22 protein-coding genes are annotated in these 21778 nt (G+C 72.0%); 11 read left to right on the forward strand and 11 right to left on the reverse strand.

Features of this window, described 5'->3' with window-relative positions:
* Window positions 1–249: 249 nt before the first annotated feature.
* Window positions 250–450, reverse strand: coding sequence for an SCO3870 family protein (locus tag ABZ079_RS00615; protein ID WP_356937167.1), 201 nt, complete (start codon window positions 448–450; stop codon window positions 250–252).
* A 426-nt stretch (window positions 451–876) separates the two neighbouring features.
* Here ABZ079_RS00615 and ABZ079_RS00620 point away from each other — a divergent pair, with 426 nt between their 5' ends.
* A complete protein-coding gene (locus ABZ079_RS00620; protein ID WP_356937168.1) occupies window positions 877–1128 on the forward strand; it encodes a chaplin in 252 nt (83 codons plus the stop codon).
* A gap of 546 nt (window positions 1129–1674) precedes the next feature.
* Here ABZ079_RS00620 and ABZ079_RS00625 read toward each other — a convergent pair.
* From ABZ079_RS00625 to ABZ079_RS00665, 9 genes are all read right to left on the reverse strand, one after another.
* Complete coding sequence (locus tag ABZ079_RS00625; protein WP_356937169.1) at window positions 1675–3210, reverse strand: hypothetical protein; 1536 nt, start codon at window positions 3208–3210, stop codon at window positions 1675–1677.
* Window positions 3211–3773: 563 nt separating this feature from the next.
* Entirely contained in the window at window positions 3774–4004 is a 231-nt protein-coding gene (locus ABZ079_RS00630; RefSeq protein ID WP_356937170.1) for a hypothetical protein, read from the reverse strand.
* A 412-nt stretch (window positions 4005–4416) separates the two neighbouring features.
* Window positions 4417–4713: a hypothetical protein gene (locus tag ABZ079_RS00635; protein WP_356937171.1), complete on the reverse strand. Its 297-nt coding sequence runs from the start codon at window positions 4711–4713 to the stop codon at window positions 4417–4419.
* 407 nt (window positions 4714–5120) lie between these two features.
* Complete coding sequence (locus ABZ079_RS00640) at window positions 5121–5351, reverse strand: hypothetical protein (protein ID WP_356937172.1); 231 nt, start codon at window positions 5349–5351, stop codon at window positions 5121–5123.
* A gap of 296 nt (window positions 5352–5647) precedes the next feature.
* Window positions 5648–6514, reverse strand: a complete 867-nt coding sequence (locus ABZ079_RS00645) for a tyrosinase family protein (RefSeq protein WP_356937173.1) — start codon at window positions 6512–6514, stop codon at window positions 5648–5650.
* The gene (locus tag ABZ079_RS00650; protein ID WP_356937174.1) at window positions 6498–7001 is read right to left on the reverse strand and encodes a tyrosinase family oxidase copper chaperone; all 504 of its coding nucleotides are present in this window, start codon (window positions 6999–7001) and stop codon (window positions 6498–6500) included. The genes ABZ079_RS00645 and ABZ079_RS00650 overlap by 17 nt, the downstream gene beginning before the upstream one ends.
* A 266-nt stretch (window positions 7002–7267) precedes the next feature.
* Window positions 7268–7537 carry a hypothetical protein gene (locus ABZ079_RS00655; protein WP_356937175.1) on the reverse strand — a complete coding sequence of 90 codons (270 nt, stop codon included), beginning with the start codon at window positions 7535–7537 and terminating at the stop codon, window positions 7268–7270.
* A gap of 193 nt (window positions 7538–7730) precedes the next feature.
* The gene (locus ABZ079_RS00660) at window positions 7731–7970 is read right to left on the reverse strand and encodes a chaplin (RefSeq protein ID WP_356937176.1); all 240 of its coding nucleotides are present in this window, start codon (window positions 7968–7970) and stop codon (window positions 7731–7733) included.
* 149 nt (window positions 7971–8119) lie between these two features.
* Window positions 8120–8251, reverse strand: a complete 132-nt coding sequence (locus ABZ079_RS00665; protein ID WP_356937177.1) for a hypothetical protein — start codon at window positions 8249–8251, stop codon at window positions 8120–8122.
* Here ABZ079_RS00665 and ABZ079_RS00670 point away from each other — a divergent pair.
* Genes ABZ079_RS00670 through ABZ079_RS00705 form a run of 8 tightly spaced genes read left to right on the forward strand, consistent with a single transcriptional unit; the run spans window position 8250 to window position 17617 of the window.
* Complete coding sequence (locus tag ABZ079_RS00670) at window positions 8250–9335, forward strand: DUF3344 domain-containing protein (protein ID WP_356937178.1); 1086 nt, start codon at window positions 8250–8252, stop codon at window positions 9333–9335. The genes ABZ079_RS00665 and ABZ079_RS00670 overlap by 2 nt on opposite strands.
* Window positions 9336–9376: 41 nt before the next feature.
* A complete protein-coding gene (locus ABZ079_RS00675) occupies window positions 9377–10612 on the forward strand; it encodes a glycosyltransferase (protein ID WP_356937179.1) in 1236 nt (411 codons plus the stop codon).
* Complete coding sequence (locus tag ABZ079_RS00680) at window positions 10609–12036, forward strand: exopolysaccharide biosynthesis polyprenyl glycosylphosphotransferase (protein WP_356937180.1); 1428 nt, start codon at window positions 10609–10611, stop codon at window positions 12034–12036. The genes ABZ079_RS00675 and ABZ079_RS00680 overlap by 4 nt, the downstream gene beginning before the upstream one ends.
* 3 nt (window positions 12037–12039) lie before the next feature.
* Window positions 12040–13383, forward strand: a complete 1344-nt coding sequence (locus ABZ079_RS00685; RefSeq protein WP_356937181.1) for an O-antigen ligase family protein — start codon at window positions 12040–12042, stop codon at window positions 13381–13383.
* Window positions 13380–15065 carry a lipid II flippase MurJ gene (locus tag ABZ079_RS00690; RefSeq protein ID WP_356937182.1) on the forward strand — a complete coding sequence of 562 codons (1686 nt, stop codon included), beginning with the start codon at window positions 13380–13382 and terminating at the stop codon, window positions 15063–15065. The genes ABZ079_RS00685 and ABZ079_RS00690 overlap by 4 nt, the downstream gene beginning before the upstream one ends.
* Window positions 15049–15813 (forward strand): polysaccharide deacetylase family protein, encoded by a 765-nt coding sequence (locus tag ABZ079_RS00695; RefSeq protein WP_356937183.1) that lies wholly within the window; start codon window positions 15049–15051, stop codon window positions 15811–15813. The genes ABZ079_RS00690 and ABZ079_RS00695 overlap by 17 nt, the downstream gene beginning before the upstream one ends.
* Window positions 15813–16964: a glycosyltransferase gene (locus ABZ079_RS00700; protein ID WP_356937184.1), complete on the forward strand. Its 1152-nt coding sequence runs from the start codon at window positions 15813–15815 to the stop codon at window positions 16962–16964. The genes ABZ079_RS00695 and ABZ079_RS00700 overlap by 1 nt, the downstream gene beginning before the upstream one ends.
* Entirely contained in the window at window positions 16961–17617 is a 657-nt protein-coding gene (locus ABZ079_RS00705; RefSeq protein WP_356937185.1) for a lipopolysaccharide biosynthesis protein, read from the forward strand. Before ABZ079_RS00700 ends, ABZ079_RS00705 begins: the two co-directional genes overlap by 4 nt.
* 26 nt (window positions 17618–17643) lie before the next feature.
* Here the strand turns inward: ABZ079_RS00705 and ABZ079_RS00710 are convergent, their stop codons facing one another.
* Complete coding sequence (locus ABZ079_RS00710) at window positions 17644–18939, reverse strand: glycosyl hydrolase (protein WP_356937186.1); 1296 nt, start codon at window positions 18937–18939, stop codon at window positions 17644–17646.
* Between the two features lie 166 nt (window positions 18940–19105).
* Between ABZ079_RS00710 and ABZ079_RS00715 the strand changes: the two genes are divergently transcribed.
* Window positions 19106–20356: an ATP-grasp domain-containing protein gene (locus tag ABZ079_RS00715; protein ID WP_356937187.1), complete on the forward strand. Its 1251-nt coding sequence runs from the start codon at window positions 19106–19108 to the stop codon at window positions 20354–20356.
* The gene (locus ABZ079_RS00720; protein WP_356937638.1) at window positions 20356–21621 is read left to right on the forward strand and encodes an NAD(P)-binding domain-containing protein; all 1266 of its coding nucleotides are present in this window, start codon (window positions 20356–20358) and stop codon (window positions 21619–21621) included. The genes ABZ079_RS00715 and ABZ079_RS00720 overlap by 1 nt, the downstream gene beginning before the upstream one ends.
* Window positions 21622–21778: the final 157 nt, after the last annotated feature.

Genomic DNA, 21778 nt, shown 5'->3' on the forward strand with positions numbered 1-21778 from the left:
CGCTGGAGGCAGGTGTCGTGCACCGCATGGCCGCGATCGGCGTCACCGTGGATCGTCTACGAGGTCCCGATCAACCTGGCAAGGTCAAAGGGGTCGGCCTCGCAGAGCACCACGGCCAGTACGCCCAATCAGAGCGCGCGGCTGATGCGCTGGGCCGTCTCCCTCTGGAGCGTCCCAGGGCGGCCTCCAGCCGGAGTCCGCGCCGCCGCCGGACCCGTCGTCGCAGCCTGGCGCTTGTACGCGAAGAACTCAGTTCGAGTGCGGCCGACCGTCTCGGACCCATGTCACCACGACCAGAGCCGCGGTGACGTACATCAGGACGCTGAAGGTGGCTACGGATTCGACGTACTGCTCGTAGCCATCCGCGCGCAGCTGAAGCGCGAGGGAACCGAGCGCAGTCCCAAGCGCCGCCGTAGCGGCGGACATGGTGACGAACGGGGCCTTCGTCATGGGTACTTCCTCCAAGCCGCGAGACGATTGATCAATGTCGAGACTACATGCATGGCGATGTCACTACCGAAGGTGCGGACAGTCGACCGAGTGTCAACTCCCGGTGCGCACACGCAAGTTCGTCGAGTGCGTGCCGAAGGCCCGTCGATGAGACACCTCCCGCCCCGCCCCGGGGGAGGCCAGAGACCCGGGCTTGTTCTCAGCGGCCCTTGGCCTCAGCACGTCGTCGCCGAGCCACGTGCCGCCGTGCCGGAAAGCGGCGCAGACGCATCGGCCCCTTCCTGGACATCCGCCTGACCATATCCCCACCTCCAGTGAAAGGGAGATTCCCGGACGAAAACCGTGACCTGCGGTGCTCGGGAGCGTTGAAGGAAGCGTGCGGCCGTTTTCGTGCGGCCGCGTTCATCGACTTGAAGGAGAACCGTGATGTCTCGCATCGCGAAGGTGGCGACCCTCGGCCTGGGCACGTCCGCCCTGGTCCTCAGCGGGGCCGGTCTGGCCTCGGCCGGCGCGGATGCCAACGGCGGGGCCATCGGCTCGCCCGGGGTTGTGTCGGGGAACGAGGTCCAGGTCCCCGTCCACGTGCCGGCGAACCTCTGCGGGAACACCGTGAGCGCGCTTTTCAGCATGATGAACCCGGCCAGCGGCAACGCCTGCGGCAACGCCGACGGCCAGTAGGAGGACGAGGGCCACTACGGCCTCTGATCAAAGCCTGCGCCCCAACACGCAGCAAACACACGGCTGAGCCCTGGCGGAGTCCGACCGCGGGGCTCAGCCGTATGTGTACGTCTCTCGCTTACCGCCGATCCTGACGTCCTCCACCTGATCAGGTGTCACGGCCCAGGGAACGCCGTGTCGTGCCGTGCCGTCACCCGCCCCCAAGCGTGCCGCGCCCAGGGCCGTACCTCCCCGGCGCGGCGCCCACCGCGCACCACCCCCGGAGTTACCGAGGCCCAGGACCGCCGCCCTGACTCCCCGGCCCCCCAGAGCAGCGGTGCGCGCACGGCGGCCTTGGTTCCCTCAAGCCTCGGGATGACGCGGTGGCGCTCGAAGTGCTTCCCCGGGAGCAGTCCGACTTTCGACCTCCCGGGGTCCATGCGGCATGTCCCCGCCGATCCGGGCCAGTTCCACGCCGATGGACTTTCACGCACCCGTGCCCACCGCGATCCCGGATTCCCCGAGCCGACTCGTTGGCCGCCCATATCGCATGACGGCCATCGCGTTTCACAGCATGACGCGACCATGGCCGGCGCTGGTGGAGCCGGCGGGCAGCGCGGGATCTGCCGGGCGGGACCCTGCGGCCGATGGCGTTTCCGGAGCGACCGTCGGGTGTGATCGGATGGCACGGCTGGGAGCCGCGTGGTCCTTGGACACCACCGGGCGGATCAGGATCCACAGCAGGTAGGCCAGGCCGAGGGCGGCGGCGGTGCCCACGACCCCCCACAGCAGCGGTGACAGGGTTCCGTGCCGGTGGCCCTCGGTGCGGGGCGTGTGCCTGCCGAAGTGCCGGCGCAGCAACTGGACCGCCGAATTCCCCAGGTTCCACAGGACGAGCAGGGCGCCGAACAGCGGCAGCACGAGGAAGAGGATCTGCACGCAGGCCGCAGCGGTGCTCAGCACGGGTGTGGTGCTGGTGACTGACCTGCTGACGAGCGTGATGGCGGAGGCCCACGCCGTGGTCGCCATCTGGGGCAGGCGGAAGACGATCATGCCGAGTTGCAGTCCCAGGGCGGGCAGCACCGTGAGGACCCAGATGGTGACGACGACCTGGGGCCACCGCTTGAGGGCCTGGAGCCGCTCCTCCGGTGGGCGTCGCAGGAGAGTGCGGCGGAGGATGGGGCCGATGTACTTGAACAGGTCCGGGATGCCGACCAGGTCCGAGATGATGTAGTAGCCGTCGAAACGCAGGGTCGGCAGCAACTGCTGGAACATCTCCAGGTTGACGAGCAGGATCGCCGCCAGCAGTACCGGGGACGGACTGTGCAGGTGCAGCGCGATCAGACCGAGGACGAACAGGCTGTTGAAGTAGACGCCGCCCAGGTCGGTGCGCAGTCGTCCGACGCGGTCAAGCCGGTAGGAATTGGTGACGTCCGTGTAGAAAGCCGGCCACACCAGATAGAGCCCGCACCCCATGACCCCGGGGCGCACTTTCCCGTAACGGCAAGCCGCGGCGTGGCCGATCTCGTGGAAGGCGGCAGACGCCAGAGCCAGTCCGATCATGGTGAGGGTGCCGCTGGGCTCGGACATCACCGCAATCATGGCGAGGCCGGCGTCCTGAGTTCCGAACAGATAGATCTCGGTCGCCAGGAACGTCGATACGGCCAAAAGCACGAGAAGGGGCTGGAAAAGCCAGGAAAAGAGCCCCGCGACGATCCAGGAGCCGTTTTCGGATACCACCGCGGTGCGGTGGCGGAGGCCGAGGAAAGAGTGCTGGGTCTTGGTGAACTCGGCGAGGGTGCCGTCGCTTCGCGTGGTGATCCCGAGGGGTGCGAGCTTGTTGTCGAGCACGAACGCCACATGGTCGGCGGCGAACGTACGACCCGTGGTCCGGGTGAGTTCCTGCGCCACACGGTCAAGGAGCTGACGGCCGTCGCCCGAACTGGTCGCCTCGGCCTGGTGTCGCTCCAGACTCCTGGCGGTCTCGTAGAGCATGTCGGGCAGTTGGATGACCTGCCCGTCGAAACGGTGCACCAGGTGGGGTGGCTGGCGGTATCCGGAACCGGCGAACTCGCCTACCAGCTCGGTTCCCTCGGTGAGCATGGGCACTGCCCCGTCGGGGGCAGGCGGAACCGACTGAACCGGCGTGGGTGCTTGCGTACTGATGGCGATCTCCCAAGGGGGATAGTTCTCCCGCCGGGGCCTCGCGGCGGCCGGCCCCGTTTGTGCTCCGCCGCGCGCGATGGACGCGTTCCCGAGCCGCCGTCCGCAGTCCCGACTGCAGGGCGTTTCCGGTGCACCGGTACCTCTGTCACGGTGAGCGTGGCCGGTGCGGGGAGCCGTGCGCCTCTGGTGGCGACGAACGCAGCCGACACGCTCGTCGTGCCGATGGTTTCGGAGTCGAGGCCCAGCGCCTGGCAACCCGGCGTGCCCTCGGCATGCGGCACACCTGCCCGGTGGGCATGGTGACCGTGGCTCCGTCACCGTTACCGCGTATGGCACCGCCTGCGCGAAGTCGAAGGTGAAGTGTGCTGTTACCGCCGGACCGTGGCATCCGGCGCGTCGCCCGGCGCCGCTTCGGGCGCCGAAAGCACACGCCTTCATGAGCAGGGTCCGACATGAGGACAGCGGCCGGGGACTGGGTGCCCCGGCCGCTGCCGCCACTACTAGAAGGTGGTGCTGGCCACGGAGGCGTGGCAGCTCTGCTGCTGGCCCTGGCTTCCGAGGATCTCGAGGATGCCCGCGGGCTGGAACTGCTGGGTCGCGCAGACCGGGTTGCTGACGATGTTGCTGCCGCCGTCGTCGCCGCCGCCACCGTAGAAGGCGGACAGCACCGCACGCTCCGGCAGCATCTCGCCCGTCAGACCCTCAAGCTCTTCAAAGCTGATCTTCGACACGGAGTTACTTCCCTTCGGTTTTCTGCGATGGAGTTCCCGCCACTGCGGAATCCCCGTGAGCAGAATTGAACACCCTGACCAACGACCTCTCCAGCAAGCAGATTCGCGCCTTCACCCGTATAGCCAAAAGTTGCCACAGATGGAGCAAGCGAAGGGACAGGCACCTTTTGCCGGCTCAATGCGGAGTGCCGATCTGTGACCGCTCCGCGTGGGACGCGGTATGAGTCGCGTGGAGCGCTTGGAGGCCGCCGCCCCGTCTTTCCCGGCGAGCCGGCCGGCGTCGCTTCCGCCCGCAGCACCAGCGGCTCCGGACGAAACTCACAGCCCGAGCCGAAAGCAGACGCCCTCATGAGCAGGGGCCGACATGAGAACAGCGGCCGGGGACAAGGTGCCCCGGCCGCTGCCGCCACTACTAGAAGGTGGTGCTGGCCACGGAGGCGTGGCAGCTCTGCTGCTGGCCCTGGCTCCCGAGGATGGTCAGGATGCCGGCGGGCTGGAACTGCTGGGTCGCGCAGACCGGGTTGCTGACGATGTTGCTGCCGCCATTGTCGCCACCGTGGTCGCCGCCGTGGTCGCCGCCGTGGTCGCCACCGTGGTCGCCACCGTAGCCGTCGTCGCCGCCACCACCGTAGAAGGCGGACAGCACCGCACGCTCCGGCAGCATCTCGCCCGTCAGACCCTCAAGCTCTTCAAAGCTGATCTTCGACACGGAATTTCTTCCCTTCGGTTTTCTGCGATGGAGTCCCGCCCTTGCGGAATCCCCGTGAGCAGAATTGAACACCCTGACCAACGACCTCTCCAGCAAGCTGGTTCGTGCCTTCACCCGTATAGCCAGAAGTTGCCACAGATGGAGCAAGCGAAGGGACAGGCACCTTTTGCCGGCTCAATGCAGAGTGTCGATCTGTGACCGCTCCGCGTGGGACGCGGTATGAGTCGCGTGGAGCGCTTGGCGGCCGCTGCCCCCTCTTCCCCGGCGAGCCGGCCGACGTCGCTTCCGCCGCCAGCGCCGCGGCTCCGGACGAAACTCACAGCCCGAGCCGGAAGCAGACGCCCTCATGAGCTGGGGGGACATGAGAACAGCGGCCGGGGACAATACCCCGGCCGCTGCCGCCACTACTAGAAAGTGGTGCTGGCCACGGAGGCGTGGCAGCTCTGCTGCTGGCCCTGGCTCCCGAGGATGGTCAGGATGCCGGCCGGCTGGAAGGCCTGGGTCGCGCAGACCGGGTTGCTGACGATGTTGCTGCCACCGTCGTCGCCGCCACCACCGTAGAAGGCGGACAGCACCGCGCGCTCCGGCAGCATCTCGCCCGTCAGGCCCTCAAGCTCTGCAAAGCTGATCTTCGACACGGAATTTCTTCCCTTCGGTTTTCTGCGATGGAGTACCGCCGTTGCGGAATCCCCGTGAGCAGGAGTCAACACCGTGACCAACGACCTCTCCAGCATGAGGATTCGCGCCTTCACCCGTATAGCCACAAATTGCCACAGATGGAGTAAGGCGAGAGACCCGCCTCATTTATCACCCGAATACGGTGCCGATCCGTGAGCGCTCTGTCGCCACCTGGTGCCCAGCGGCGGGAAATTCGAGGAATTCAGACTCGGCGCCGCACGGTGAACGACCCCACGACCCATGCGTCCGCGTCAGCTCACGCGTACCCGTAGATGTGGCCGACGTCTTCCAGTTCGTCCGGAGTCACGTCCCACGGCGGCAGCTTCTGGTGCCGTGCCACGATCCGGTCGTGCTGCGCCTCGCCGGGGCCCGGCGGTGTCTCGGGAAGATAGCGGGCCCCGCCGTGCCGACTCTGCCAGCGATACCACTGCAGGTCGATGAAGGCGTGGTGCAACCAGAAGACGGGGTCGTTGACGGAGGCGGCGCCGAGCATGGTCCCGCCGACCCAGCGGTGCACCCGGTTGTGGTTGCGCCAGGAGGCGCTGCCCCGCCCGGCGCCCCAGCCCTCCAGTTTGTTGCGGAAACCTCGTGTGACCGTCGAGTTCCAGGGCGCTACGTCGTAGGTGGGATCGTCCAGGGCCCACTCCAGGTCGCTCCTCGTGGGCAGGTCGATCGGATCGCGCGAGTGGCCGAGGTCCCGGGCGAGGAACACCTCGTCGGTCACGCCCACCTTGATGGTCCAGTTCCCCTCCCGATAGGCGAACGGGCCGGTCATCACCTGGCGGTCGGAGCGGCGCCCGTCCCCGCCGAGGAGGTCCGCCGTCCAGGGGAGGGATGTGGTCGTGCGATCACGCGTCCAGTCCCAGTACGGAACGGTCACCGAGGAGTCCACACGGCGCAGCGCGTCCTCCAGATCGAGCAGGAACCGGCGATGCCAGGGCAGGAAGGAGGGCGCCATGTGCGCGGTACGCAGTCCCTGCTCGCCGTCAGAGGTGAAGTACCGCATGTGGGTTCGCACGAACTCGTCGTACTGCCCTTGCCGCTTGACCTCAAGCAGCGCGTTGACGAACCGGCGCGTCTCGTCCCTCGTGAGCGTGCCGACGTCCTTACGCACGTACGCCATGCCGACCCCCCGTGTGCGGGTGTCCCGCGCCGCCCGTGTCCTGGCCGAGGTCGCGCAGCCGCCGTCCCGGGCCGAGTTCCTCGACGGCGGCGCGGGCGGCCTCGACCGGTGTCCGGTACGACCGGTAGTGGTCGAGCATGCTCAGCCAGGTGTCGTCGGCACGGCGCATCAGTTGCAGTGGGCGGCCGTCCACGGTGACGTGCCACTGACCGCTCGCGGCCGTGCCGCGGGCGGGGGTCCACATACCCCGGATGCGGCTGCCGCGATGGGTCTGGTCGAAGGCGGTGTCGCCGGACTTGTTCCCGGGTCCGGCTCCCGGCCGCGAAGAGCGGCACGCCTCGGCCATGGGGGCCAGGACGACGGCGAGGGCGCAGGCGAGCAGACGCCGCGCCGCATTCCGCCGTGTTCTGCCCGCCGGTCCCGGCCGCACCGGGCCCCCTGCTCCGTCCTCGGCACCCGCCGATTGTCCACCGACGCTGACGACCATGGTTCACTCCTCGTCCGGTCCGATTTGTCCGGATCCGTAACTGCCGAATGCCCCGCGCGGTCACCGCACGCGGCCAGAAGGGTGATCACCGGCGGCCGAGCGGCGAGGTGGGCACGCCGTCGACGCGGTCGAAGCCGTCACCGGGGGCGACGTGTGCCAGAGGAGTCCGCAGGCCTGGGCCGGGAGGGCGGTGGCACTGGCCGCGCACATGGAGAGGCGGCCCTCGAACCCGCCGAGGGCCGCCTCCGTGCGGCATGGTCCCAGCCCTACAGCACCAGGCCGCCGTGCACCGGCTTGGTGTCCTTCACCGCGGTCGCGGCCTCCTTCGCCGTGTGAACCAGCGAGTCCTTGCCCTCGATGCCGAGCACGTCCCGCTCGTGCTGCAGACGCGTCACATCGAGGGGGGCCGTGGTGTCGATGGCGCCACTGAGGCCGGTGGGCACCGAGTCGGTGGCGCCTGCGGCGAACGCGGGCGCGGCCACACCGGTGGCGATCAAGGACCCGGCAAGGACGGCGGCAACCTTCAGGGACTTCATCGTGTTCCTTTCTTCGGCAACGCGGGTTGCCGGCGGGTGAGTTTGTCGCCGTGCCTAACGAGCGCCGACCGGGGCGGTAACCCGAGGCGCGGAAGACGGCGAGTCCTCATATGAGATCTCCGAGGACCGGCTCTCGGGCAGCGACAGGACCGGAGAGCGCCGGGGCCGGCGGGACGCCGGATGGTCGCGGAGGTCAGCGGTTGAGGCAGAGATTGTCGGTCGCCGGGTTCATCAGACCGAGGCCGTTGACGGTGTTGCCGCAGGCGTTGACCGGAACGTGGATCGGGACCTGGGCGAGATTGCCCGACGCAAGGCCCGGGGACTGGGCGGCGGTTCCGCTCGCGCCGCTGCCGGCGGAAGCGGTGCCGGCGGCGCCGGCGGCGGCCGCGGCAGCGACGGAGGTGAGGATCAGGCCCTTGGCGATAAGGGACATGGAGAAGCGCTCCTTTGGAATTGGCGCAAGGCGCCCGGGCGAGCTGCCCGGCTCCGGTGTCAACGTGCCGTACCACTCCGGGGTGTTACGCCAAAGGGGTGGTGTCGGGACGGAAGACCGCCTCCACGCTTCCGACACACTTGCCGATATCACGCGATTCTGCCGGATTTATACGTTTGATGACTAAAGTCGCGAATCTTCCGGCACATCTCTTTCGGTGCCAGATCAACTCGTGCCGCTGCCACCACCGCCACCTGTTCCGAAAGGGCAACGACGGTCATGCGCCAAACCCCGGGTCCGCTGCTTCGCCGTGCGACGGTGGGCGTCCTCTCCCTTGCCGCGTTCTGGGCGCCCGACGGCGCCACGGCTGCCGCGCCGGTCGCGCCGGAGGCGCGCAGCCTCGCGTTCGCCCCGCGGTACCGCGCGCACCAGCACGGCGGCATCACGCGCGCGGCCAACGCCTCCATCACCTGCCGCACGGCCAAGAGGTGCAAGCGCGCGCGGGCGGGCGGGCGCGGGGTGAACGGCGGCTTCGACATGTTCTACATCGACGTGGACCACGACCCGAACACCTACAACTCCTCCCGCGCGGAGGTCCGCCTGCCACACGGCTCCCGAGTGACGTACGCCCGCCTGTACTGGGGCGGCAACCTGCGCGTGGGCGAGCAGAAGCCGTCCAAGGACAACGGGCGGGTGCTGATCGCCGAGCCCGGCGGGAAGTACAAGGAGGTCCTCGCGGACACGGTGATCGGACACCGCGTGGCAGACGGCGCGGACGCCTTCCAGGCCTCGGCGGACGTGACGCGGCTGGTACGGAACAGCGGGCCGGGCCTGTACACGGTGGCGCAGGTCAACGTGGCGAGCGGCAGGTCGGGGGCCGGGGCGTGGGGCGGCTGGACCCTGGTGGTGGCGTACCGGAACCCGGGGGAGCCGCTGCGGGACATCGCCCTCTGGGACGGCTTCGCATCGCTGAGGTCCGGCTCGGGACGAGAGATCCGGCTGGGCGGCCTGCACTTCGCGGCGGGCGCGAGAGGCCGCGCGGGAGTGGTGGCGTACAACGGCGACCGCGGTGTCACCGGCGACTCGCTCACCCTGGCGACCGGCCGGCCCGGCTCCACCTCCACCGCCCTCACCAACCCGGCGAATCCCCGTGGCGACTTCCTGAACTCCACCATCAGCGAGCCAGAGGGGAGACCCCCGGCGCGTGTACCGGCCTACGCCAACACCCTCGGCTACGACTCCGACGTGTTCGATCTTGGCAGAGGCCTGAAGCACGCCGGTGACCAGCTGACCTTCCGGCTGAGATCCCGGCGGAACGCGGCGTGGGCCGGTGTCCTCCTCGCCGCCGTGGACGCCCGGCGGTGACCGCGGAGCCGCCCCTCCCGAGGCGCGGGAAAGCCGCGCACATGCCGCTGTCGTCCGCCGGCCCCCGGCCGCGCGTCCTGCATCTCACCCAGCCGGTGGAGGGCGGGGTCGCGCGCGTGGTGACGGACCTGGTCCGAGCACAGCTGGCGGACGGTCTGCACATCACCGTCGCCTGCCCCGACAGCGCGCTCTCCGCGGAGCTGCGGGCGCTCGGCGCGCACGTACGGCAGTGGCACGCGACGCGGTCGCCGGGTCCGTCGCTCGTGCGGGAGGTGCGGCATCTCGCGCGGCTGATCGACGAGGTACGCCCCGACCTGGTGCACGCGCACAGTTCGAAGGCCGGGCTCGCCGGGCGGCTCGCGGTGCGCGGGCGGATTCCGACGGTCTTCCAGCCGCACGCCTGGTCGTTCGAGGCGGCCGGCGGGGTCACCGGAGGCCTCGCGCTCCGATGGGAGCGATGGGGGGCGCGCTGGGCCGCCCGGGTGCTGTGCGTGAGCGAGGCGGAGCGCGCCACCGGCGTGGGCGCCGGGATCGCCGGCCGGTGGGTCGTCGTCCCCAACGGCATCGACCCCGAACGCTTCCACCGGGCCGCCGCCGGCGCCGTGCGGGCCGGGCTCGCACCGCTCGCCGGTCTCCCCCCGGCCGCGCCGCTCGTAGTCTGCGTGGGGCGGCTGTGCCGGCAGAAAGGACAGGACGTCCTCCTGCGGGCGTGGGACGCCGTCGTGCGCGAGGTGCCCGACGCCCGCCTCGTCCTGGTCGGCGACGGGCCGGACCACGACCGGCTGCGCGAAGACGCCCCGGCGACCGTGCTGTTCGCGGGAGCCGTCGCCGACGCCGCCCCCTGGTACCAGGCCGCCGATCTCGTGGTCCTGCCGTCCCGCTGGGAGGGCATGGCGCTGGCCCCGCTGGAGGCGATGGCCTGCGCTCGGCCCGTGGTCGTCACGGACGTCGACGGCGCCCGCGAGAGCCTGCCGTCCTCCTTCACCACCCGGTGCCTGGTCCCCCCGGACGACCCGGTGGTGCTGGCCGGGGCCGTCACGGCGTTGCTGCTCGACCCGCCGCTGCGCGAGTCGCTCGGCGAGCGGGCCCGTCGGCATGTGCTGTCGGCCCATGACGTGCGGCACACCGCCGAGGCCGTCGCGCACTGCTACCGCGACCTGCTCGGCAGGCCCGCAACCGAAGAGGCGCGCCCGTCCCGAGCGGTCGAGCGCGCCGAGGCGAACCAGACCACACCGCGCGTCGCGTCCACCGAGCACAGGGAGTCGAACCCATCGTGACCGCCGAACGTACCGCCCCCGCCCCCGGCGTACCGCCGCTGGACCATCCATCCTCGCCGGTCTCGGTCCTGCCGCAACGCGGCACGGCCACCACTCACCGGCCGCCCGCCCCGCGGCCCTGGGCGCGGCCGGACTCCCCGATGCCGCTGCTCGTCGCGGACGGCGTCGCCGCCCTGCCGGGCGCCCTGGCGCTCACCGAGGAGCAGCAGCACCCGCTGCTCGTGGCCCTGCTGATCGTCGCATCACTGCTGCTGCGCCCCCGCTGCGTCCGGCCGCCGGTGCCGGCGCTGCTGGAGGAACTACCCGCCCTGTGGGGCCGCGTCGCGGTGGTCTGGCTGGTGCTCGCCGCGCTGGTGGCCGCGTACCGGCCGGAGCGGGCCCTGTCCGTCGGCACCGTGCTGACGGGTTTCGCCCTGCAGGCGGCGGCGGGCTGCGCGCTGCGCGGCGCCGTGCACGGGCGGCGGCGCGCCGCACTGCTGCGCCACCCGCACACCGCACTCCTGGTCGGCCCGGTGGCGACCGCGCAGCGTGTGGCCGCCGCCATGCTGCGGCACCCTCGGTGCGGCGTGCGGCCGGTGGGGATCGTCGCCGAGAAGGCGGACGGCACCGAGAGCCTGCCGGTGCTGACGACCGGCGAGGAGGTCAAGCGGGCGGTCATCCAGAACGGGGTGCGGGCGGTGCTGACCGTTCACCCCTCCGTACGCACCGGACAGGGATCGCTGCTGAGGGAGCTAACCGCGTCGGGCTGCGTGGTGTGGGAAGTCGACGCCGACTCCCCGTCGTACGCGGCGAGGGAGCGGCTTGCCGGGTTCTCCTGCCGACGTCTGGACATGTCCCCGGCACGCCGCGACAGCGTGGGCAAACGGATGCTCGACATCCTCGTGTCGGGGACGTTGCTGCTGCTGGTCAGCCCTCTGCTGCTGGTGTGTGCGGCGGTGCTGCGGATCAGCGACGGACCGGGCGTGGTGTTCCGGCAGGAGCGCATCGGCAGGAACGGGAGGCCGTTCACCCTGCTGAAGTTCCGTACGCATCGTCCGGTGGACGAGCACGAGTCGGCGACCCGGTGGAGCGTGGCGAACGAGAACGAGATGCGCTGGTTCTGCCGTATGTTGCGGCGCACCTCGCTCGACGAGCTGCTCCAGCTGTGGAACGTGCTCAGGGGCGACATGAGCCTGGTCGGCCCCCGCCCCGAACGCCCTTACTTCGTCGCGCAGTTCAGCCAGACCTACCCCGGCTACGCGGCCCGCCACCGCATGCGGACCGGCATCACCGGCCTCGCCCAGATCCACGGGTTGCGCGGTGACACCTCGATCGAGGACCGCAGCCGGTTCGACAACGCCTACATCGACAACTGGTCGCTGTGGCAGGACGTCTGCATTCTGCTGCGCACCGCGGCCTCGCTGGTGCGCCCGACGGGGAGCTGAGCCGTGAGCCACGCCCTGACACCGCTCCCCCGCCGGGCCGCCACGCCGGCGCCGGTCCTGCCCGCGGTGGCCGTGTTCGCCGTGCTGGCCCTGCCGCTGACGCCGGGTGGCGCGGGCCCCGCCGACGTGGTCTCCGGGCTACTGGTGGTGTACTGCGTGATCCGCGTCCTGCGCGAACGGCGGCGCCCGCTGTCGCGCACGGCGGCCGTCGTACTCGGCCTTCCCGTCGTGGGACTCGCGCTCGCCGCCATGGGGGCGTCCTCGCCGGAGACCGGGCTCGCCGGCCTCGGCCGCTATCTGCAGATCTTCGTGCTCGTCCCGGCGGCCGTGCTGCTGCTGATCCGCGACCGTGCCGACTTCCGGGTGCTGGCCTGGTCGTTCGTGGGGCTGGCACTGTGCCAGGGCGCCCTCGGCGTGCACCAGTACGTCACCCGGACCGGCGCCTCCTACCAGGGCGAGGACATCCGGGCGGTCGGCACGTTCGGGCCGCAGGACGTGATGGGCATGGCGACAGCGGTCTCTCTCGGCCTGGTGTGCGCGGTCGGGATCGCACTGGGCCGGGCGTCCGTACGGCAGCGGGCGATCGCCGCCGGGTGCGCTCTGGCTCTGCTGGCCCCGCTCGCGGTCTCCTTCAGCCGGGGCGCGTGGATCGCGACGGCGCTGACCTGCACCGTGCAGCTGGTGACGGCCGGGCTGCGGCGCGCCCTGAAGGTGGCCGCCGCCGCGGCCGCCGCGGGCGTGATCCTGGTGGGCGGCTTCGGGGTCGGCACGGCGTTGCTGCAGCAGCGGATCACCAGCATCACGCAGGTCACCCACGCGCCCGACCAGTCCGTCATCGACCGGTACACCCTGTGGGCGTCCGCCACCGACATGTGGCGCCAACACCCGCTGACCGGTGTCGGGCTGAAGGGTTTTCCGCAGTACCGGGACGGGCACGCCACCCTGGCGCTGTCGTCGGGCGCCGAGATCGCGGGCGCGGGCGCGGCGTACCACAGGCAGCCGCTGCTGTCGCCGCACAACATGTACCTGCTGGTGCTGAGCGAGCAGGGCCTGGTCGGGCTGCTGGGGCTGGCCGGGAGCTGGCTGGCGCTGCTGGTGTGCGGACTGCGGGGGTTGCTGCGTGGCCGCGACCGCGGACCTGGAGCCGACTGCGCGCTCGTCTCCTGCGGGCTGCTGGTCTGGCTGCTGACCGACTTCGTGTACGGGGACATCGGCGGCCCCTCGACCGTGCTGACCGCCATGGCCCTGGGGCTGGTGGCGTGGTGGGCGCTGGCCGGCGACGAGCGGGGGGACGTCCTGCCTGGGGGCGGGGTACGCGAGCGCGTCGAGGAGGCCGGGGCGCGATGACGGTGAGACCCTCGCACACCCCCGGATCCGAAACGGGCGGCGCGGCGACCGTGCCCTCGGCGCGTGCCGCCACCCCGGCCGGGGACGGCACCGAGGCGACCTCGGCCTCCCGGAAGTTCCTCGCCAGGGCCGCGCTCGTCACGGCGTCGCTGTCCATCGCCGGTTCCGTGCTGGGCCTGGTGCGCGACCAGGCGCTGGCGCGGCTGTTCGGTGCCGGGAGCGACACGGACGCCTTCCTGGTCGCGTGGACCGTGCCCGAGTTCGCCGCCACCCTGCTCATCGAGGACGGGATGGCGCTGGTGCTGATCCCCGCGTTCAGCATGGCGCTGGCCCGCCGGGCCCGGGGCGCCCCGGGCGACCCGGTCCGCGCCCTGGTCGTCGCCACCCTGCCCCGCCTGTGCCTCGCCTTCGCCGCGGTGGCGGCGGTGGTCGCGGGCGCGGCTCCCTACCTGGTCCGGGCCCTGGCGCCCGGCCTGCCCGACCCACGGCTCGCCGCCGACTGCACCCGGCTCACGGCGACCTGCGTGCTGGCCTTCGGGCTCGCCGGGTACTGCAGCGCCGCCCTGCGGGCGCACCGCCGCTTCCTCGCTCCCGCGGCGATCTACGTCGCCTACAACACCGGCATCATCGCCGCGATGTTCCTGCTCGGCGCACGCTGGGGCGTGCGTTCCGCCGCGATGGGGGTCGCGGCGGGCGGCTGTCTGATGGTGGCGGTACAACTTCCCTCGCTCTGGCGGCAGCTGACCTCGCGCACGCGCCCACCGCGCGCGGCCGGGGCCGATGCCGCGGACCGGCCGGTGCAACTCGCGCTGGTCGCCGCCGTGCTGCTGTTCGCCCTGTGCCGCCAGTCGCAAGTCCTCGTCGAGCGTTTCCTCGCCTCCCACCTGCCCGCCGGGGCCATCTCGCACCTGAACTACGCGCAGAAGGTCGCGCAGATCCCGATGACGTTGTCGCTGATGGTGTGCACCGTCACCTTCCCGGTGGTGGCGCGGGCGCTCGCGGACGGCGACACGGAGCGGGCCCGCAGCCGCGTGCAGCGGGATCTGGCGGTGGCCTCCTGTCTGGTGCTGCTGGGCATGTGCGCGGTGATCGCCTGCGCCCCGCAGATGGTCGAACTGCTCTTCCAGCGGGGCGCGTTCACCGCGAGCGACACCGCGGCCACGGCCGACGTCATGCGCGTGTACGCCCTCGGGCTGCTGGGCCAGACCCTGGTCGGCGCCCTGACCCGCTCGTACTTCTCGGCGGGCCGGCCCAGCTGGTACCCCGTCGGCGCGATGGCCGGGGGCATCGCCGTGACGTCCTGGATCGGCGCCGCGACCGTGGGTACCTGGGGCGTGTCGGGGATCGCCGCCGCCAACGCCCTCGGCATCACCGTCACGGCCGCCCTGCTGCTCGTCGGCCTGCGGACGCCCCGAAACGGCCCCCACAGCCTCTCCATCCACATCATGCCGGTACTGGCCGAGCTGAGCAGGCCGGTACGCGCGGCGGTCGTGGCCACCCTCGCCGGGGCGTTCGTCGCCGGCCGGCTCCAGTCCCCGGTGGCGGGCCTGGTGGCCGGCTGCCTGACCGTGATCGCCGTCTTCGTCCCCCTCGCCTGGGCCTCGGACGCCCAGAGCTTCGCATCCGCACTGCGCTCCGTACGCACCGTCACACGAAGGCTCACACATGGCCGCATCCGTTGATTCCGTCGACACCGGCAGACTCCCCGCCCCGCGCCCGGGTCCGATCCCGTGGGTGGCGATGTACCACTCGGTGGGCGACTGCTCGGACGACCCGTACCGCATCACGGTCACGCCCGGGCGGCTCGGCCGGCAGCTGGCGTGGCTGCGCCGGCGGGGGTTGCGGGGCGTGTCCGTGGCCGAGCTGCTCGCCGCCCGCACGCGGGGCGAGGGACGGGATCTGGTCGGGCTCACCTTCGACGACGGCTACGCCGACTTCGTCACCGACGCCCTGCCGCTGCTGCGCCGCTGGGGCTGTGGCGCCACCCTCTTCGTCCTGCCCGGGCGGCTCGGCGGCGACAACGCCTGGGACCCGCTCGGCCCGCGCAAGCCGCTGCTGACCGCGGACGGCATCCGGCACGCGGCCGCCGAGGGCGTGGAGATCGGCTCGCACGGGCTGACCCATGTCGACCTCACCCGGGCGGACGACCTCACCCTCAAGAGCGAGGTCACCGAGAGCCGCGCGCTGCTCGAGGAGCTGCTCGGCGCCCGGATCGGCGGCTTCTGCTACCCGTACGGCACGGTCGACGTCCGCGCCGTCGAGGCCGTACGGGAAGCGGGGTACGCCTACGCCTGCGCCATCGATCCCGGCCCGCTGACCGGCCGGCACGCCCTGCCACGCGTGCACGTCGGCCAGCACGACACGGCCTGGCGCCTGCACCTCAAGCACCGGCTGCACCGGCTGCGCCGGCGCCCGGTGGAGGGCCTGTGATGAAGGCGCTGCACGTCATCACCGGCCTCGGCGTCGGCGGGGCCGAGCAGCAGCTGCGTCTGCTGCTGCGCCACCTGCCCGTCGACTGCGACGTCGTGACGCTCACCAACCCCGGTGCGGTCGCCGAGGGCCTCGCCGCCGACGGTGTCCGCGTCGTGCATCTCGGCATGGGCGGCAACCGCGACCTGGCCGCGCTCCCGCGCCTGGTCCGGTTGATCCGCGCCGGCGGCTACCACCTGGTGCACACGCACCTGTACCGGGCCTGTGTCTACGGCCGTCTCGCCGCACGCGTCGCCGGGGTCCGTGCGGTCGTCGCCACCGAACACTCCCTCGGTGACTCGCAGATGGAGGGCCGCAGGCTGACGGCGGGGGTGCGCGCGCTGTACCTCTCCAGCGAGCGCCTCGGCTCCGCGACGGTCGCCGTCTCCCCGACGGTGGCCGACCGCCTGAAGCGCTGGGGCGTGCCCGCACCCCGCATCGAGGTCATCCCCAACGGCATCGACCTGGACCGCTTCCGCTTCGACCAGGAGCGGCGTGAACGCACCCGCCGGTGCCTCGGCCTGCCGGAGGACGCGTGCGTCGTCGGCGGTGTGGGCCGGCTCACCCGGGGCAAGCGGTTCGACGTCCTCGTCCACGCGCTCACCCGCCTCCCGGACGATCACCGGCTGCTGCTGGTGGGCAGCGGCCCCGAGGAGCACGTCCTGCGCCGCACGGCACACGAGGCCGGCGTGGCCGGGCGCGTCCTGTTCACCGGGGAACGTCCCTACGTTCCCGACGGCTCCCCCGGCCCCGACCTGCCCTCGCTCACCTCCGCGATGGACGTGCTGGCGTCCCCGTCCACGGAGGAGGCCTTCGGTCTGGCGGCCGTGGAGGCGCTGGCGTCCGGCCTGCCGGTGCTCTACACCTCCTGCCCGGCGATCGAGGATCTGCCGCCGTCGGCCGCCGCCGGGGCCCGGCGCGTGCGCGGCGGCCCCGAGGCGTACGCCCGCGCGATCGCCGAGGTCCGGGCGGCGGGTCCCCGGCCGCGCACGGCCCCCGAGGCCGCCCACCGCTACAGCATCACCCGCAGCGCAGCCCGGCTCATGGACGTGTATGCGGCAGCGGTCTCCAGCTCGTCGTCCCTCTCACCCTTGGGAGCAAGTCCGTCATGACCGACACACCCACCCGTAAGCGGCGCCTGTCCCTGGCCCCTCTCAAGAGGCTGCCGTCCTGGTCCGTGCTCGCGGCCGGCACCCTCGTCGGCGGCCTGTCGGGCGGCGGCTACGGCATGCTGACCCCGCCGACGTACACGGCCACCAGCTACGTCGTCGCGGTACCGACCGGGAAGACCGAGGTGAACTCGGCCCTCGGTTTCGCGCAGGCGTACGGCCGGGTCGCCACGCAGCTCACGGTGCTGGCGGACGCGCGGGAGCGAGCGGGCGTGCCGGTGCGCACCCTGCAGCGGAGCGTGCAGGCGGCGACCTCACCGGACGCTCCGATGGTCGCCGTGTCGGCCACCTCCTCGCGCCCCGGTCTCGCCTCGGACATGGCCAACGCCGTCTCCCGCGCGCTGACCCGGCAGGCGAACGCCGCCAAGGGCAGCACCCATGTCCAGCTCGTGCAGTTCTCGAAGGCGTCCAAGCCGACCGAGCCGACCTCCGCGTCGTCGAAGGTGACCGCCGTGGTGGGCGCGTGCGCGGGCGGGCTGCTGTGCGGCCTGGCGCTGCTCGCGCGGCCGAGGCGGACCCGCCGGGACGACGACCCCGCCCCCGCCGCCTCGGTGCCCGGCCCGGCCGCCGCCGCCGACGCGCGCGGCCGGCGGTGACCGTCGTGCGGGCCGGCCTCGTCACGCTAGTCGCCGCCGGGCCACCACTCGAAGCGGACGCAGAGTGTCCCGCCGAGCCATTGCTCCACCCATGTACCCAGGTCCAGTCGCGAGCAGCCCGCCGGGGCCGGCGGTGCGGTGGCCGCGGCGGGCGCCGGGGTGGGGGCGGGGTCGCGGGTCGCCTCGTCGGTACGGCCGAAGAGGAAGGACCGGTAGACGAGGGACGACTTCGGATTGCTCCCGCACTGCCACACGCCGTGCGGGCAGTAGTCCGTCAGCGTGTTGTAGAGCGGCTTGTGCTCGTCCATCCACGCGAGCATGCGCCTCATGTACTCGGTGTTGTCGCCGTTGCGGAAGAGCCCCCATTCCGGATAGGAGACGGGCTTGCCGTGCGCCTTGGCGAATTGCACGTGTGCCTGAAGTCCGTAGGGCTCACTCACCTGCCGGTCGAACGACATTCCGGCCGGCTGGTCGTAGGAATCCATGCCGATGATGTCGACCGCGCCGTCCCCGGGGTAGCACTGCGTCCAGGGCACGGCGTCCCGGCCGCGGCTCGGCGCGAAATCGAACCGGAACCTCTGTCCGGGCACCGAGCGCATGGTGGTGACGATCCTCCTCCAGTACGTCTTCCACGCGACGGGGTCGGGCCCGCAGCGATGGGTGTAGGTGACGCCGTTCATCTCCCAGCCGAGCACGAGAACCGTGTCCGGCACGCCCAGCCGGACCAGCCGTTCGGCCAGGGCGCGGAAGTGGTGGTCGAACTCTCCTGCCGCGCCTCGCCGCACCAGCTGCCGGACGACGGCGTCGGAGACGCCCGCCTCGTTGCGCTCCTGCAGGGGGACGTTCACGACGAGCATCCGGTCGGCCTTCTCGTTGCGCCAGTGCGCCCACGCGGGGAGAAAGCTGAGGTCACCCTCGATGTCGCTCCATGTGTTGCCGGGCAGATAGGTGTGGCCGACGCGGATATCGGCACCGCCCAGCCAGCTGCTGAGCAGCGGGATGCTGGCCACGCCGCCGGCGTCGGAACCGAGGAAGGCCCCGAAGGCCGGCCAGTGCCCGCCGAGCGCCGGAGGGGTCACCGCAGGCGGCTTCGGCAGCCCGGGGCCAGCCGGAGGGGCACTGGCCGCTGGAGTGACCGCGGGTGCGGGAACGGCCGGGACGGCCACCACGGGTCTCGGGGGCGGCACCGGAGCGGGAGGAGAGGCGGGTCCCAGCACCTGCACCCCCGCTGGGCGACCGGCGGCGAGGGCGGCGGACACGACGACCGCCGCCGCGCCCACGACCAGCCGGCGGAACCGGGCCCGCTTGCGCTGTGGGGCCATGCCCGCACCTTTCTTCGCTCTCGTCCACATTTAGTCTTCGTACCCATTATTGACGAAATGTCATATTAAGTCATCCGTAGGAGAGTCCATGGCACCAACACCATTGCGGCTTTCGAGTACTCCGCTCGCCCGTGCGGGTGAGCCGATCCGAGAGAAAAGAGAAGCCGTGTCACCGCTCGACACCCGGGTCCCCGCCGTACTGCTGCGGATCGACCGGAACCCCTTCCACCATGGAACCCTGGGGGCCGTGCGTTCGCTCGGCAGGGCGGGCGTGGAGGTGCATCTCGTCGCCGATACGACGGGGAGTCCCGTCCACCGGTCGCGTTATGTGAGCCGGATGCATCCCCCGCCGCTCCCGGGAGCGTCCCAGGACGACATCCGCGCCGTGCTGCGCCGCGTGGCCGACCGGATCGCGCGCCCCGCCGTCCTGGTCCCGCTGGACGACGCGAGCGCGATCGCCGTGGGGCGGATGCGGGATGATCTCGCACCGTCCTACCTACTGCCGCCGATGCCGTGCACGCTGGCCGAACGCGTCGCCGACAAGGAGGAACTGGCCGCCGTGTGCGCGTCCGCGGACGTCCCGCACCCGGTGACGCTGGTCCCGGACAGTCCGGCGCGAGCCGCCGACGCCACACGGCGGCTCGGGCTGCCGGTGGTGGCGAAGTGGAGCCGGCCCTGGCTGCTGCCCGCCGGCAGCGGGCTGCGGAGCACGGTGCTGGTGCGCTCCGAACATCAGGCCCGGGAGCTGTACCTGCGCACAGAGGAGGCGGGCAGCAGGTTGCTGCTCCAGGCGTACCTGCCGCCGGGGCGGGACCGGGACTGGTTCTTCCACGGCTACGCCGACCACTCGGGCACCGTGCGCGCGGGCGGGCCGGGCCGCAAGCACCTGGCCTGGCCGCGTGGAGCGGGCCTGACCGCGGTGGGCTGCTGGACGCCCAACCCGCAGGTGCAGGCGCTGTCCGAACGGCTCACCGGCGGGCTGGGCTACCGCGGTGTCTTCGACCTCGACTTCCGCCGCTGCGGCGCGACGGGCCGCTATCACCTGCTCGACTTCAACCCGCGCCCCGGCGCCCAGTTCCGGCTCTTCGCGGACAGCGCGGGGCTGGACGTCGTACGCGCGTTGCACCTGGACCTGACGGGCCGTCCACTGCCGGACGGGGCCCCGCTGGCCGGGCGGGCCTTCGTGGTGGAGAACTACGCGCCGCTCACCGCGCTGCGTCCGGCGCCCGACGGGCGCGAACTGGCCTGGTACGCCCCGGACGACCGCGCGCCGGGATGGGCGATGTGGGCCCTGTGGTCCCGGCATGTGTCCCGTCGGCTGCGGGAGCGGCTGGGCGCGACGGCACCGGCGCCACGCCTGATCCCCCGGGCGGTCTCACCCGCCCTGAACGACAACGAGAAAGCGAGCAGTCGATGATGTACGACCTACTGGTGGTGGGTGCAGGCCCCTACGGCCTGTCGATCGCGTCCCACGCCGCGGCCGCCGGGCTGAACCTGCGCCTGTTCGGCCGGCCCATGGCGTCCTGGCGGGACCACATGCCCCGCGGGATGTTCCTCAAGTCGGAGCCGTGGGCGTCCAACCTCTCCGACCCGTACGGGCGGTGGCGTCTGGACGTGTACTGCGCGCAGCACGGCCTTACGGCACGTCACGCGGAGCCGATCCCCGTCGAGGCGTTCGCGTCGTACGGTCTGTGGTTCGCCCGCCATGCCGTGCCGGAGGTGGACGAGCGCATGGTGGCCCGGGTGGCGTCCGGCCCCGGCGGCTTCACGGCGGTCACCGAGGACGGGGAGGTGGTGCACGCGCGGACGGTGGCGCTGGCGGTCGGTGTGATGCCGTTCGTCGAGGTACCGCAGGCACTGCGCGGACTGCACCCCGCGCTGGTGACGCACAGCAGCGACCACAGCGACCTCGACCGCTTCCGCGGCAGGGACGTCACGGTGATCGGCGGCGGTCAGGCGGCCCTGGAGACCGCGGCGCTCCTCGCCGAACAGGGCACCCGTGTGCGGGTGCTGGCGCGGGCGGACGGGCTGCGGTGGAACGACGTGCCGCCGCCCTGGGAGCGCCCCTGGTGGCAGTCGGTGCGCTCCCCGCACAGCGGCCTCGGCCCCGGCTGGCGGAACTGGTTCTACGCCGAGCGCCCCGGTCTCTTCCGGCACCTGCCGGAGCCGACCCGGGCGCGCATCGCGGCCACGGCGCTGGGGCCGGCGGGCGCGTGGTGGGTGCGGGACCGGGTGGAGGGCGCGGTGGAGCTGCTGCCGGGCCACGAGGTGACCGCGGCCTGTGCGGTGCCGGGCGGTGTACGGCTGGACATCGTGAGCCGCACGGGAGCCCCGCGCACGCTGGAGACCGAACACGTCATCGCCGCCACGGGGTTCCGGGCGCGCTGTGACCGGCTCGGACTGCTCTCCGACGAGCTTCGCGGGTCGCTGGCGGCCCTGCCCGACGGGTCTCCCGCGGTCGGGCGGGACTTCGAGTCCTCCCAGCCCGGTCTGTTCCTCGCGGGCCTGGTGACCGCCTCCGGCTTCGGGCCGGCCATGCGCTTCGTCCAGGGCGCGACCTTCACGGCGTCGACACTCGTGGGAGGGGTACGGAGCCGGCTCAGGGGGACCCCGACGAGCGGGACGATCCCCGTGCCGGGAGGCAGCAGCCGAGCCTGGTCGCCGGCGCCGGCGCGCCGCTGACGGAGAGGCGTGTGGGCGGGCGCCCCCGGGCCGCCGGCGGAGAGCGAGTCGTCAGCGGCCCACCGGTCTGCCACTGAGGGAGCCGGTGCCGGTCCTTCTGCGGTGGCCCCCGCCGGTTCGGGTGGTGCTGCTCGGCCGGAGCGGGGGCGCGGGTGCC

Origin of the sequence: Streptomyces sp. NPDC006314 (assembly GCF_040613075.1) — a bacterium.
In the GTDB taxonomy this organism is placed as follows: domain Bacteria; phylum Actinomycetota; class Actinomycetes; order Streptomycetales; family Streptomycetaceae; genus Streptomyces.